The organism is Actinomycetota bacterium, from assembly GCA_035540895.1.
GTDB lineage: Bacteria > Actinomycetota > JAICYB01 > JAICYB01 > JAICYB01 > DATLFR01.
In genome coordinates this window covers 1-14,011 of sequence record DATLFR010000132.1, presented here as the reverse complement: position 1 = coordinate 14,011, position 14,011 = coordinate 1, and the positions used below count along the sequence as shown (strand labels likewise).

Annotated in this window: 12 protein-coding genes; 5 read left to right on the top strand and 7 right to left on the bottom strand. The window is 70.6% G+C overall.

The genetic code is table 11. From position 1 onward, the window contains the following. Positions 1-457: FABP family protein (locus VM840_07400; protein HVL81398.1), on the bottom strand; the 457-nt coding region annotated here is incomplete at its 3' end. Positions 458-565: 108 nt separating this feature from the next. On the opposite strand from VM840_07400, the gene VM840_07395 reads away from it, so the two are divergent. Further along, positions 566-1,927 (top strand): NAD(P)/FAD-dependent oxidoreductase, encoded by a 1,362-nt coding sequence (locus VM840_07395; protein HVL81397.1) that lies wholly within the window; start codon positions 566-568, stop codon positions 1,925-1,927. On the opposite strand, the gene dnaE is transcribed toward VM840_07395, so the two are convergent. Beyond that, complete coding sequence (gene dnaE / locus VM840_07390) at positions 1,924-5,412, bottom strand: DNA polymerase III subunit alpha (protein HVL81396.1); 3,489 nt, start codon at positions 5,410-5,412, stop codon at positions 1,924-1,926. The genes VM840_07395 and dnaE overlap by 4 nt on opposite strands. Before the next feature lie 124 nt (positions 5,413-5,536). Between dnaE and VM840_07385 the strand changes: the two genes are divergently transcribed. Further along, on the top strand, positions 5,537-6,301 hold the full coding sequence (locus VM840_07385; GenBank protein HVL81395.1) for a GNAT family N-acetyltransferase: 765 nt from the start codon (positions 5,537-5,539) through the stop codon (positions 6,299-6,301). Here VM840_07385 and VM840_07380 read toward each other — a convergent pair. Genes VM840_07380 through VM840_07365 form a run of 4 tightly spaced genes read right to left on the bottom strand, consistent with a single transcriptional unit; the run spans position 6,298 to position 8,745 of the window. Then, positions 6,298-6,987, bottom strand: a complete 690-nt coding sequence (locus tag VM840_07380) for a hypothetical protein (protein ID HVL81394.1) — start codon at positions 6,985-6,987, stop codon at positions 6,298-6,300. The two genes, VM840_07385 and VM840_07380, sit on opposite strands and share 4 nt — an antisense overlap. Next, the gene (locus VM840_07375) at positions 6,984-7,895 is read right to left on the bottom strand and encodes an RluA family pseudouridine synthase (protein HVL81393.1); all 912 of its coding nucleotides are present in this window, start codon (positions 7,893-7,895) and stop codon (positions 6,984-6,986) included. Before VM840_07375 ends, VM840_07380 begins: the two co-directional genes overlap by 4 nt. Then, positions 7,861-8,358: a signal peptidase II gene (gene lspA / locus VM840_07370; protein ID HVL81392.1), complete on the bottom strand. Its 498-nt coding sequence runs from the start codon at positions 8,356-8,358 to the stop codon at positions 7,861-7,863. The genes VM840_07375 and lspA overlap by 35 nt, the downstream gene beginning before the upstream one ends. 12 nt (positions 8,359-8,370) lie before the next feature. Then, on the bottom strand, positions 8,371-8,745 hold the full coding sequence (locus VM840_07365) for a TraR/DksA C4-type zinc finger protein (protein ID HVL81391.1): 375 nt from the start codon (positions 8,743-8,745) through the stop codon (positions 8,371-8,373). 180 nt (positions 8,746-8,925) lie between these two features. Here VM840_07365 and ileS point away from each other — a divergent pair, with 180 nt between their 5' ends. The 3 genes from ileS to def are packed head-to-tail and all read left to right on the top strand — an operon-like array spanning position 8,926 to position 13,138. Then, positions 8,926-12,111, top strand: coding sequence for an isoleucine--tRNA ligase (ileS, locus tag VM840_07360; GenBank protein ID HVL81390.1), 3,186 nt, complete (start codon positions 8,926-8,928; stop codon positions 12,109-12,111). After that, on the top strand, positions 12,111-12,638 hold the full coding sequence (locus VM840_07355; protein ID HVL81389.1) for an ACT domain-containing protein: 528 nt from the start codon (positions 12,111-12,113) through the stop codon (positions 12,636-12,638). The genes ileS and VM840_07355 overlap by 1 nt, the downstream gene beginning before the upstream one ends. A gap of 2 nt (positions 12,639-12,640) precedes the next feature. Next, positions 12,641-13,138, top strand: a complete 498-nt coding sequence (def, locus tag VM840_07350) for a peptide deformylase (GenBank protein ID HVL81388.1) — start codon at positions 12,641-12,643, stop codon at positions 13,136-13,138. A gap of 1 nt (position 13,139) precedes the next feature. Here def and VM840_07345 read toward each other — a convergent pair whose 3' ends face one another. Next, entirely contained in the window at positions 13,140-13,754 is a 615-nt protein-coding gene (locus VM840_07345) for a hypothetical protein (GenBank protein HVL81387.1), read from the bottom strand. Positions 13,755-14,011 lie beyond the last annotated feature (257 nt).

The window sequence follows — 14,011 nt, the reverse complement described above, 5'->3', positions numbered from 1 at the left end:
CGGCCGCCAGGTGGTGCTGCAGCGGCTCCCCCACCGCGGCCATGCGGACGTCGTACGTGAGCATGTCCCCCGTGATGAGGAAGGTCCGCTTCAGCTTCTCCACCGGCTTCGCCGAGGGCGTCGTCGCGATGCGGGCCGTCTCGATGTCGAGCGCGGCACCCCGGACGGTGCCCGTGTACACCTCGACCACACCCGTCGGGTGGGACAGGACGACCTCCAGGCCCCCCTCCGGACGCGGGCGCCAGTACCCGCTCTCGGAGTGCAGCGGGCGCCCGTCGTCGAACGACCACGTGCGCTGCGTGTAGGACAGGAACGGCTTCCCGTTGTGGGTGAACCGCACCTGCTCGCGGTAGCGGAAGGGCTTGATGGTCGGGTACTCGCCGGAGCCGTGCCCGAGCCACGTGCCCAACAGGAAGGCGATCGGCTCGAGGTCGGGGTGGAGGTCGGGGCCGCCCATCGCCGGACGCTATCACGCGTCCCCAGCACCCATTCGCCGGGGGCGTTCTCGCTCGCGCTCGCCCCTGGAGCGTGCGAGAGTGGCCGCTCTCCGATGGAGGGAGGGCGGGTGACCGAGAAGGCAGACGTGGTCGTCATCGGCATGGGGCCGGGCGGCGAGGAGGTCGCGGGCAGGCTCGCCGAGGCCGGCCTGCGGGTCGTGGGGATCGAGAACCGCCTGGTGGGAGGCGAGTGCCCCTACTGGGGGTGCATCCCCTCGAAGATGATGCTTCGGGCGGGGATGCTGCTGGCCGAGGCTCGCCGCATCCCCGGGATGGCCGGCGAGGCCTCCGTCTCCCCGGACTGGGCTCCCGTGGCCGCCCGCGTCAGGGCCGAGGCCACCGACGGATGGGACGACCGCGTGGCCGTGGAGCGTTTCGAGGGCAAGGGCGGCACGTTCGTCCGCGGAACGGCCCGCCTGACCGGGCCGCGGACCGTCACCACCGGCGACCGCGACTTCGAGGCCGAACGGGCGATCGTGGTCGCCACGGGGACGAAGCCCGCGATCCCCCCCGTCGAGGGGCTCGCCGGCACCCCCTACTGGACGAACCGCGACGCGCTGGAGACCGACACCCTCCCCCGGTCGATCGTGATCCTGGGCGGCGGCGCCGTCGGGGTCGAGATGGCCCAGGTCTTCCACCGGTTCGGGAGCGAGGTCCACCTGGCCGAGGTCCACGACCGGCTCCTCGCCATCGAGGATCCGACCGCCGGGGAGGTGCTCGGCCGGGCCTTCGAGCGGGAGGGGATCGACGTCCGCTACGAGGTGCGCTCCACCTCGGTCGCCTACGACGGGGAGACCTTCACCGTCACCTTCCAGGACGGCAGCACCCTCCGCGGGGAGCGCCTACTCGTGGCGACCGGACGGCGCACCGACGCCGACCAGCTCGGGCTGGACGCGGCCGGCATCGAAGCGGACAGGTTCGTACCCGTGGACGGACGTCTGCGCACGCCCGTCGAGGGAGTGTGGGCCATCGGCGACGTGACCGGGAAGGGGCCGTTCACCCACGTGGCCGTCTACCAGGCCCGGATCGCCGCCGCCGACATCCTCGGGGAGCCGACCGAGGAGGCCGACTACACCGCTCTCCCTCGAGTCATCTTCACCGACCCCGAGATCGGGGTGGCCGGTCCGACCGACGACGCGGCGCGCGAGCAGGGGGTCGACCTCGTGACGGCCGTCTCGGCCGCTCCCTCGTCCAGCCGCGGGTGGATAAACGGCGACGGCGAGACCGACGTCATCAAGCTCGGCGCCGACCGTCGGACGGGGACGCTCGTGAACGCGATCTGCGTCGGCCCCCGTGGGGGCGAGGTCGTCGGCATGCTCACCCTGGCCATCGGCGAGAAGGTGCCGGTCTCCCGGCTGAGGCACACGATCTACGCGTTCCCGACCTTCCACCGCGGGGTCGAGTCGGCCCTGGCGGCGCTGGATATCTAGAGCAGCACGCCGTCGTGGCCCAGCATCAGCCGTAGCCGGTCGACGCAGCCCGAGTCGGCGTCCACCCGGAACTCGGCTCCCAGCCGGAACACCTTCGTCTTCCCCTTCGACCTCAGGTGCAGGAGGACGGGCGTCTTGCCGGGGTGATCGGACAGGACGCGCTTGAGGTCGGAGACGAGTGCCGGTGTGCAACGATCCGCGTCGACGACCACCCGGACGGGCTTGTCGAGCACCTCCATGTCCGGCTCGGACAGCTCGAGCGCGACGAGCTTCGGGATGTCCTCCTTGCGGTCGATCTTGGCCTTCACGACCAGAACCCTGTCCACCTCCACCAGACCGTTCGATCTCTCGGCGACGGCGGGGAAGACGATGACCTCCGCGCTCGCCTCGAGGTCCTCCAGGTCGATCAGGTACATCAGGTCGCCCTTGCGCGTGAACTTCTTGCCGACCTTCGTGACGATCCCGGCCACGGTGACGACCTGTCCGTCGCCCCCCTCGGTGACCGTGGCGATCGAGGTGTCCGTCTGGCAGGCCAGGATGTTCTCGATCCCGAGCAGAGGGTGGTCCGTCACGTACTGCCCCAGCATCTCCTTCTCGTAGGCGAGCCGGACGGACTTCGAGAGCTCGGTGCGAGGCACCGTCATGTCGGACCCGACGAGCGTCCGGGCCCCGTCCCCGCCCCCGGACGGGTCGTCGAACAGCGAGACGTACCCGTCCTGCTCCTTGCGGCGGACGGACAGGATCTGCTCGACGGTCGACTCGAACACCTCGAGCAGGCCCCCCCGCTCGTGGACCGGAGGGTCGCCCATGTCGAAAGCGCCCGCCTTGATCAGCGACTCGACCACCCTCTTGTTCAGCACGGACACGTCGACCCGCCAGCAGAAATCGAAGAAATCCCTGAACGGTCCTCCCTCCCGACGCGCGGTGAGGATGTGCTCGACGACCCCCTCACCCACGTTGCGGATCCCCGCCAGCCCGAACCGGACCGCGTCCGGCTCGTCGGGGTCGGGCGCGAAGGCCGACTGGGACCGGTTCACGTCCGGGGGCAGGACCTTCACCCCCATCTTGCGGGCGACCCCGAGGTACTTGGTCTTGTCGTCCTTCGAGTCCTGGCAGGAGGTGAGCAGGGCGGACAGGTACTCGACCGGGTAGTGCGCCTTCAGCCAAGCCGTCTGGTACGCGACGACGCCGTAACAGGCGGCGTGGGCGCGGTTGAACGAGTACCCGGCGAAGGGCTTGATGAGGTCCCAGAGGTGCTTCGCCTGCTCGTGGGTGAGGCCGTGGTCCATAGCGCCTTGGAGGAACCGAGGCTCCTCCTTGGCCATCAGGTCCTCCTTCTTCTTCCCGATGGCGCGGCGGACCTCGTCGGCCTGTCCGGCCGTGTACCCGGCGACCCGCTGCAGGAGCTGGAGGATCTGCTCCTGGTACACGATCACCCCATAGGTGTCCTCCGTCAGCTCCTTCATCAGGGGATGGAGGTAGGAGATCTTCTCTGGGTGGTGCTTCCCCTCGATGTAGTGGGGGATCTCGTTCATCGGCCCCGGGCGGTAGAGCGCGATCAGGGCGACGATGTCCTCGAAGCGGTCGGGGCGCAGTGCCTTGAGGAGCTTGCGCATCCCCTCCGATTCCATCTGGAACATCCCGTCGGACTCGCCGCGTTGCAGCATCTCGAAGACGCGCGGGTCGTCCTGCTCGATCTCGTCGATATCCACCTCGACGCCCCTCTTGCGGAGCAGGTCGAGGGTGAGGTCGATCACCGTCAGGTTCGAGAGACCGAGGATGTCCATCTTGAGCAGCCCGAGACGCTCGACCGCCCCCATCTCGAACTGGGTGACGATGTCCCCGTTGTCGGTGCGCTGGAGTGCGGTGTGCTCGAGCAGCGGCTCCCGTCCGATGACCACCGCCGCGGCGTGCACCGAGGTCTGGCGTCTCAGGCCCTCGAGCTTCAGGGCGGCGTCGAGGACCCTCTTGGCCTCCGGGTCCTCCGCGTAGGCCTTGCGCAGCTCGACGCCCTCCGTGAACGCGTGGCTCCACTTGGGGTCGCGGTCGAAGCACGCGCGCAGCGGCGGGTCCTTGCCGAGGAGCGGACGGGGGAACATCTTGGCGAGCTTGTCCCCCACGACGTAAGGGAGGCCCAGGACCCGCGCCGAGTCCCGGATCGCCATCTTCCCCTTGATCGTGGAGAAGGTGATGATCTGGGCGACCCGGTCCTCGCCGTACTTCGCTCGCAGGTACTTGATCACCTCGCCGCGGCGGCGCTCGTCGAAGTCGATGTCGATATCGGGCATGGAGCGGCGCTCGGGGTTGAGGAAGCGCTCGAAGACCAGGTTGTAGGCGATCGGGTCCAGGCCCACGATCCCCAGGCAGTACGAGACGCACGACCCGGCGGCCGAACCGCGTCCCGGCCCCACCCGGATCCCCTGCGAGCGCGCCCAGTTGACCAGGTCGGCGACGATCAGGAAGTAGCCGGGGAACCCCATGTCGCGGATCACGCCGAGCTCGTATTCAAGTCGGTCCCGCACCTCGGCCGGCAGAGGGTCGCCGTAACGCTGCCGGGCCCCCTCGTACGTGACCCGCACTAGGTACTCGTCGAGAGAGGTTCCGTCCGGCGGCTTGAAGTCGGGGAGCTGCAGCTCTCCGAACTGGATCTTGACGTCGCACATCTCCGCCACGTCGAGGGTGCGGTCGATAGCGTCGACGTGGTGCGGGAGCGCGAGCTCCATCTCCTCACGCGACTTGAGGAAGAACTGGTCGCCGTCGAACCGGAACCGGTGCGGGTCGTCCTGCGTGGCCCCCGTCTGGATGCAGAGCAGGACGTCGTGCGCCTCGGCGTCGGACCGGGAGACGTAGTGGAGGTCGTTCGTGGCGATCGTGGGGATCGACAGGCGGTCGGCGATCTCCAGCAGGCCCGGGTTCACGGCCGCCTGGTCGGCGATCCCATGGTCCTGGAGCTCGATGTAGAAGTTCTCCGGGCCGAAGATGTCCTTCCATTCGGAGGCGGCCTTCAGGGCGTCCTCCGTGCGTCCCTCGAGGAGCAGGCGCGGTACGTGGCCGTTGAGGCACCCCGTCGTCCCGATCAGCCCGTCGGAGTGGGAGGCGATCAGGTCCTTGTCCACCCGCGGCCGGTAGTAGTACCCCTCCAGGGAGGCGTCGGTCGCGAGCTTGAGGAGGTTCCGGTAACCCGCCGCGTCGCGTGCGAGCACCGTCATGTGCTGGATCGTCTTCGGGTTGTCCTCGCCGGGCAGCTTCGAGAACCGGGACTCCCTGGCCAGGTAGAGCTCGCACCCGAGGATCGGCTTGATCCCGGCGTCGTTGCACGCCTCGTAGAAGTCGACCAGCCCGTACGTCACCCCGTGGTCGGTGACGGCGAGGGCCGGCATCCCCAGCCGGACGGCCTCCGCCACGAGCTCCCGGACCCTCGCCGCGCCGTCCAGCATCGAGTACTCGGTGTGGACGTGCAGGTGGACCATCGAGTCGCGGCTCAAGCTCCTCCCCCGTCGGTGGCTCGCGGGCGCGCGGTGGCACGTGTCGGACGCGGCATCGGGGGCATCGTATCGGCCCGCTGGGACAGCCCCTAACGCGCAGGTCAGACCCGTTACACTCGCCCGCATGGACGACCGGGCGCTCGTCGAGGCGGGGGACGAGTCCTACGTCCACTCCATGAGGCTGATCGCCGAGCACCTGCCCCAGGGCCGGTTCATCGACCGGGGCTCCCTCCTGATCGCCGAGTCGGGGGCACCCGTCCCCTACTTCAACGTGGTCTTCGTGATCGGACCCCTCGACGACCCCGTCTCCGAGCTGGCGGCCGCCGTCTCCCACTTAGACGCGAAGGGGCTCCCGTTCGTCGTCCGGGCGAGAGAGGGAGCCGAGCCCGCCATCGGCCGGGCAGCGTCCGAGGCCGGCCTGGTCGAGCAGGACCCCCTCCCGGGGATGTCGCTCTACCCGCTCCCGGACGATAGGCCCCCGGCTCCGTCGGGTCTGCGGATCCGCCGGGTCGGGACGGACGACTACGCCGGGTTCGTGCACACCTCGGCTCTCGGTTTCGGCGCGCCTCCCGACCTCATGAGCTCGATGTTCCCGGCGACGCTGGCCGAGGCCGAGGGGACGGCGACCTTCCTCGGGTCGGAGGGAGGCGAGCCCGTGGCCACCGGGGTCCTGATCATGACCGGCGACGTGGCCGGGGTGTACTCGATCTCGACGCTGCCCTCGCACCGCCGGCGCGGCTACGGCGAGGCGATGACCTGGGCCGCGATCGAGGAGGGCTTGCGCAGGGGAGCGAGGGCGGCCGTCCTGCAGGCGTCGGTGATGGGCCGCCCGGTCTACGAGCGGATGGGCTTCCGGACCTCCGCCCTGTACCTCACGTTCGGGCGCTAGGACGCGGGGAGGATGGGGCGCAGCTCCCATCCGCGCAGGTCGGCGACGGGCGGGTCCGGGACGTCGACCAGGCGGACCTCTCCGCGGGAGCCGAGCTCCCGCAGGCTGCCCAGGGTCGATCCCCGGACCGCCACCGCGTAGACGCAGGCGCACCCCGCTCCCATCTGCTCCACCCACGTCCGCCGCTCTGAGATCTGGCGCTCGAGCTCGGTGCGCTCCTCCGGGGGCGCACCGGGAACCCGGGCCTCGAGGTCGGCCAGCTCCTCGGTGCGCGCGGAGATGAGCACCTCGGCGCGTGCGGAGACGGCCTCCTCCAGCCCGCCCGAGACCGTGGCCGCCTCGGCGTCCGACCCCGGGTAGCGGAGGAAGACCGCGTCGTGACGCATCCCGCCGAGGAGAGCGGCCGCCTCGGACGCCGTCAGCATCCGCGAGAAGGAGACGAGCGCCGCCGCCGGACGTCCCGGCTCCGAGGACGCGACCAGGTTCAGGTGGGCGCGCTTCTGCGAGATGTACCCCTCCGCGTCCGGACCGGGCGTCGGCCCCAGCTCCCCGGCCGGGGTCGCGACCGGACCCCCTCCCCCCGGTCCCGTCCTGGCCCTCATCAGCTCGTTCGCCATCGTCCCAACCACGAGCGCGACCCCGAGCACCGCGAGGACCGTGTACTGCTGTGACCGCGACAGGTTCACCGCGCCACCTCTTCGAGCGCCGCGGCGAGCTCGGGCGGGAGCGGGCTGTCGAAGGCCAGGGGCCGTCCGCCCACGGGATGGTCGAGCTCCAGGTGCGCCGCGTGCAGGAAGGGACGGGCCAGCCCCAGACGTCTGGCCAGGGTCGGGTCGTTGGCGTAGTGGGGGTCCCCCACGATCGGGTGCCCGACGGCCTCGAGGTGCACGCGGATCTGGTGGGTCCGGCCCGTCTCGAGCTGGACGTCGAGCAGCGACGCCTCCCGGAAGCGCTCGCGCACCCGGAAATGGGTGACCGCCGGCTTCCCCGACGCGACGGTCGCCATGCGCGTCCGGTGCCGCGAGTGACGTCCGATCGGCGCGTCTATCGTGCCCCGGTCGGTGGCCGGGCTCCCGGCCACGAGGGCGACGTAGTGGCGGCGCACCCGCCGTCCGGACATCGCATCGACCAGCGCCTCGTGCGCCCGGTCGGACTTGGCCACCACGAGCAACCCGGAGACCTCGCGGTCCAGCCGGTGGACCACCCCCGGGCGCTCCTCCCCCGCGCGCGGCGCCAGCGGGCGTCCGGTCGCGGCGAGTGCGGTGACGAGGGTGGGTTCGCGCAGGCCGGGGGCCCCGTGGACCACGAGACCGGACGGCTTCTCCACCACCAGGAGGTGGTCGTCCTCCCAGACCACCTCGACCTCCGGCTGCTCGTCGGGAGACGGGACCTGGTCGGGGACGACCTCCGCCTCGACCACCTGTCCGGACGAGAGCCGGTACGCCTTGGGAGCCGGCTGTCCGTCCACGGTCACGGACCCTTCGGCGACCAGCCGTCCGGCCAGCGTCCTCGAGAGGCCTCCCACGCGCGCCAGGACGGCGTCCAGGCGCTCGCCGTCCTCACTCTCCGGGACCTCGATCCTCAGCCGTCTCATCGCCCCCAGTATCTTCCCGTCCCTCACGCATCCCGGTGAGTATCAGGAGCCCGGCCCCCACCGTGACCGCGATATCGGCGACGTTGAAGGCGGGCCACCACCCGATGTCTATGAAGTCGACGACGGTGCCGCGGAACGGCCAGGGACGGAACACACGGTCGAGCAGGTTGCCGAGGGCGCCCCCCGCGACCAGCCCCGCCGCGATCCCCGTCACGACGGGAGGCCGGCGCAGGAGGATCAGCGTGAACACGCCGACCCCCACCGCTGCGGCCAGCACGAGGAAGGCGGTGGCTCCACGGAACAGTCCGAAGGCCGCGCCGGGGTTGCGGACGTGGACGATGTCGACGAGCCCCTCCACCAGCGGCACGGAGGCGCCCTCGGGGAGGGTCCGCACGATGGCGAGCTTCGTCAGCTGGTCGGCGGCGACGACGGCCGCGGCCACCGCCGCGTATGCGAGCCGCATCCCGGCCCGAGGTCAGCCGAAGCGCGCCGTACGGCGCGCGCACTCGATGCACTGCGTGGCGTACGGCAGGGCCTTGATCCGGGCCGCCTCGACCGCGTTTCCGCACGTCTCGCAGGTGCCGTACGTCTTGTCCGCCACCTTGTCGAGGGCGCGCTCGACCTTGTCCAACAGGTCGCGGAGGTTCTCGACGACGGACAGGTCCTGCTCCCGCTCCAGGGTGGCCTGGCCGGAGTCGCCGAACTCGTCGGCCGTCTCCCCCATCTCGGCCTGGGCCTCCTGCGCCCGCGCCAGGTCGGCCATCTGCGTGACGAGCTCGTCGCGCTTCTTCTCCAGCTTCGCCCGGACGGCTGCGAGGTCCTTCGCCGACTTAGGTTTCGGCTTCGCCAAACGCGCCTCCAGCTGGAAGGGGCCCCGGGACGCCCGGACCCTAGCAGGCCCCCAGAAACCCCGTCAAACAATCTCGGACGCCGCCCCGGACGCGCCCCCCGGCCGCCGCGGCGGTTGCTCCGAACGATCGACGTCCGCTGCGTACACTAGACGACCATCACCGCTGCTCAGGAGGGTTCCATGCACAGGCCGGTCCCGAAGGACGTGAGCTTCCCGTCCGTGGAGGAGGAGGTCCTGGCCTTCTGGCGGGCCGAGGACGTCCCGGGCCGGACCCTGCGCCACCGGGAGGGGGCGAACGAGTTCGTCTTCTACGAGGGCCCCCCCACCGCCAACGCGCCTCCGGGCACGCACCACATGATGGCCCGCTTCTTCAAGGACATCTACACCAGGTTCGCGACGATGCGCGGACTGTACGTGCCGCGGAAGGCGGGCTGGGACTGCCACGGGCTCCCGGTCGAGATCCAGGTCGAGCGCAAGCTCGGCTTCACCCGCAAGCAGCAGGTGATCGACCACGGGATCGAGCGTTTCAACCAGCTGTGCCGGGAGTCGGTGCAGGAGTACGTGGCCGAATGGGAGCGGTTCAGCCAGCGGCTCGGGTTCTGGCTCGACTACGAGAACGCCTACCGGACGATGGACAACCACTACATCGAGTCGGTCTGGTGGTCGCTCACCCAGCTCCACAAGCGGGGCCTGCTCTACGAGGACGACAAGGTCGTCCCCTACTGCCCCCGGTGCGAGACGCCGCTCTCGGACCACGAGCTCGGACAGCCGGACGTCTACCGGCACGTCTCGGACCCGTCGCTGTACGCGGCCTTCGCGGTCACCGGCGACGGACCCCTCGCGGGAGCCGAGCTGGCCATCTGGACGACCACTCCCTGGACCCTGTTGTCGCACCTGGCGGTCGCGGTCCATCCGGAGATCGCCTACGCGCTGGTGGAGCACGACGGGCGCCGGCTCGTCGTGGCGGCCGACCTGGTCGGAGAGGCGTTGGGCGAGGGAGCGACCGTGCTGGACACCTTCCCCGGCTCCACGCTGCTCGGCACCCGGTACGAGCCACCGTTCCCGTTCGCGGGGGAGGCGATGCCCGAGCTCGCCGATACCGCGTGGCGGGTGCTGGACGGCAGCGCGTTCGTCACGACCGACGAGGGGACCGGTCTCGTCCACATGACCGCCGCCTTCGGCGCAGAGGACCTCGAGACGTGCCGCCGGGCGGGGATCCCGACCTTCAACCCCGTGGACCGCTCGGGCCGTTTCACCGGACTGATCCCGCCCTACGCGGGCCGGTTCGTCAAGGAGGCCGACCCCGACATCATCTCCGACCTGCGCGAGCGCGGACGCCTGCTGCGGGCGGGCGACCACGTCCACCCCTACCCCCACTGCTGGCGGTGCGACTCGCCGCTCCTCTACTACGCGCTGACGTCGTGGTACGTGCGGACGACGCAGATGCGCGAGCGCCTGCTCGAGGTGAACTCGAAGGTGAACTGGGTGCCGGAGCACATCCGCGATGGACGGTACGGACGCTGGCTCGAGAACAACGTGGACTGGTCGCTCAGCCGGTACCGGTTCTGGGGTACGCCGCTCCCGATCTGGCGGTGCCCCCAGGGACACGCCACCCCCGTGGAATCGGCCGCCGACCTGGGCCGCCGCTCCGGACAGGACCTGTCCGGGCTCGATCTGCACCGCCCGTTCGTGGACGAGGTCGTCTTCGACTGTCCGGACTGCGGGGAGCAGGCTCGGCGCATCCCCGACGTGATCGACGTCTGGTACGACTCCGGAGCCATGCCGTACGCCCAGCACGGCTACCCCCACCACGACCTGGAGACGTTCCGGAGGCGGTTCCCGGCCGACTTCATCGCCGAGGCCGTCGACCAGACGCGCGGGTGGTTCTACACGCTGATGGCGGAGGGAGTCCTGCTCTTCGACGACACGGCGTTCCGCAACGTCGTGTGCCACGGTCACCTCGTCGACGGCGAGGGCCGGAAGATGTCCAAGTCGCTGGGCAACGTGATCGACCCCTGGGAGCTCCTCGAACGGTACGGATCGGACGTCTGCCGCTTCTACTTCATGACGGCCGGACCCCCCGGCGAGAGCCGCCGCATCTCCCACGAGATGCTCGACCAGGTCGCCCGTCGTCCCTTCCTCACGCTCTGGAACGTGTACCGGCTGTTCGTGACGTACGCGAACATCGACGGCTTCGACCCGAAGGAGTGGCCGCTCGTCGAGCCCCAGCTGCGTCCCGACCTCGACCGGTGGATCCTCTCCGAGCTCCACCAGACGATCGAGGAGGTGAGCGAGGGGCTGGAGTCCTTCGACGCGCTGCGCGCCGGACGCCGGATCGTGGAGTTCGTGGACGACCTGTCCAACTGGTACGTCCGGCGCTCGCGACGCAGGTTCTGGCGGGAGGCGCGGACCGATGCCGAGGGAGCGGACAAGAACGCCGCGTACTGGACCCTGTGGACCTGCCTCAGCGAGCTCGCCCGGGTCCTGGCGCCGTTCGCCCCGTTCATCGCCGAGGCGATGTACCGCAACCTCGTCGTGGGCGTGAACCCGCAGGCTCCCGATTCGGTCCACCTGACCGACTTCCCGCGGGCCGAGAGCAGGCTGATCGACCCCGCGCTCGCGGAGACGATGGCCGTGGCCCGGACCCTCGTCTCCCTCGGGCACTCCGCGCGCAGCGACGCACAGGTGAAGGTGCGCCAGCCGCTTTCGGAAGCGGTCCTGCTCGTGCCGGCCGAGTACCGCGCCGACGCCGAGCGGGCGGCGGACCTGATCGCCGAGGAGCTCAACGTCCGCCGGATCTCCTTCGCCGAGGACGTAGGGACCCTCGTCCACGTCTCCCTCCGCCCCAACTATCGGGTGGCCGGACCGGAGCTGGGGCCGCGGGTGGGGATGCTCGCCAAGGCGCTGGTCGACCCGCAGGTCCACAACGTGGCGGCCGAGGTGGCTGACACGCTGGAGGCCGGCCAGGCGGTCGATATCGACCTCGACGACGGGACGGTCGTACGCGTGACGATCGACCACGTGGACATCCGGCGCGAACCGGCCGAAGGGACGGCCTTCGCCTACCAGGCGCCCTACGGGGTCTCCCTCAACCTGGAGCTGGACGACGAGCTGAGGGCAGAGGGGATCGCCCGGGAGCTGGTCCATCAGCTCCAGAACCTCCGCAAGGCCCAGGGCCGGGAGGTCACGGACCGCGTCTCCCTCGCGCTGGCCGGGCCGGACGAGGTGATGCGCGCCGTACGCGCGCACGAGGCCTACGTGGCCGAGGAGGTCCTGGCTACCGAGCTCACCCTGGATGCGTCGCTCGCCGACGGCGCGGACACCATCGCCGTCGAGGGGCACGAGGTCCGCGTAGAGCTGCGCTGATGCCCTCGTTCGCCCTGGCCGCGATCGGACGGGACCGCCCCGGCATCGTCGCGGCGGTCGCCCGGGTGCTGTACGAGCACGGGTGCAACGTCGAGGACGCGTCCATGACCCTGCTGCGCGGGAACTTCTCGATCATGCTCATCCTCAGTGCCGCCGAGGGAGCGTCGGCCGAGGCGCTCGAGGACGCGCTGCAGGAAGCCTGCCGGGGGACGGGACTGACCCTGTCCGTCCTGCCGGTCGACGACACGCCTTCGGACGCGGCCGCGTCGCACATCCTCACCGTCTACGGTGCGGACCGTCCGGGGATCATCTTCAGGGTGAGCGAGGCCCTCGCGACGCGCGGAGTGAACATCACGGACCTGAACTCCCGGCTCGTTGGGGGGGCCGACCCCGTCTACGCGGTGATGCTCGAGCTGAGCGTCCCGCCGGACCCGGGGGCCGAGGAGCTGGAGCGGACCCTGACGGGTCTGGCCGCGGAGATCGGGGTGGACGTCTCCCTGCGTCCGCTGGACGAGGACATCCTGTAGGCGTGGCGGTCCTCCCGGTCCGGACCTACCCGGACCCCGTCCTGAAGCAGACGGCCGTACCCGTGGGAGCCCCCGACCGCGACGCCCTGCGGCTCGCGCAGGACCTGGTCGACACGATGAGGTCACACGAGCGCTGCGTCGGGCTCGCCGCGAACCAGGTGGGGGTCCTGCGTCGCTGCGTCGTCGTGGACGTCACCGGCCACCGGCGGGCGAGGTCCTGCCACGGGCTCATCGTCATGTTCGACCCAGAGCTGGTCTGGTCGGAAGGGGCCGAGGTGGCGCGGGAGGGCTGCCTGTCCCTGCCCGACCTCACCGCCAACGTGCGCCGGCCTGAACGCATCACGGTCCGCGGCACCGACCGCAGCGGGGATCCCACCGTGGTCCGCGCGGACGCGTTCGAGGCCAGGGCGCTCCTGCACGAGATGGACCACCTCGACGGCGTCCTGTTCCTCGACCGCGTCGCGAACCTCGACACGGACGTGTTCCGGCGGCGCGTCTGAGCTAGTCGGGGCTGCAGACGCTGCAGGGCTCGTAGCCGCGGCGCTTGGCCGTCGCGGCGGCGATCTCCTCCGTGTCGTCCTTGCCCTTCACGAAGCGGCACCCGGCGGTGTGGTACCGATCCCGGCCGGGGACCACGACGACCTTCTTCGAAGAGCTGCCCGCCTTCGCGCGCGTCTTCGTCGCCGCGGCAGCGGTCTTCTTGGCGCCGCCTCGGCTCGCGGCTTTCTTCGGCGCGGCCTTCGCCTTCGAGGCGGAGCGTCGAGGAGCGGGAGATACCTCCTCCTCCTCGTCGTCCTCGTCCTCTTCCTCGTCCTCTTCCTCTTCGTCGTCCCAGGTCGCGTCCTCGTCGAACGCGGTGAGGACCTCGTCGGACGCGACCACTTCGGTCGAGGCGTCGTCGGTGGCTTCGATCACGTCGGGCTCAGGTGCGGCCTCCCCTTCGGGGGACACGTACTTCGCCCGTCGGGCCGCGCCGAAGACGACGAGCGCGATGCACAGGATCGACAGGGCGATCGAGACGTACAGCATCGTGTTGTTGTCGTCGAGGACGAAGATCCCGAGGACGAGCGCGATGAGGGCGGCTACGACCAACCCGTAGGTTACGCGTGCCAGCAACGCTGCCTCCTTGTCGGATGTCGATGACAGGTGATGTCGGGGACCGCCCTATGTTGTCGGAGTCAGCCCCCGGCCGCAAACGCGGCGCCCGGCTCCCGGGCTCCTGCGCAGGTGGGGCTACCTGCCCGGATCGTCCGGTGGCAGGTCCCAGGCGCCGTACGCGTCGGGAGAGGGAGGCGGAGGGAGGTCGAGCGGCTCCGGCTCCGGTTCGGGCGCGACCTCGGGTTCCTGGGCGGGCGGCGCAGCCGGCGCGGTGG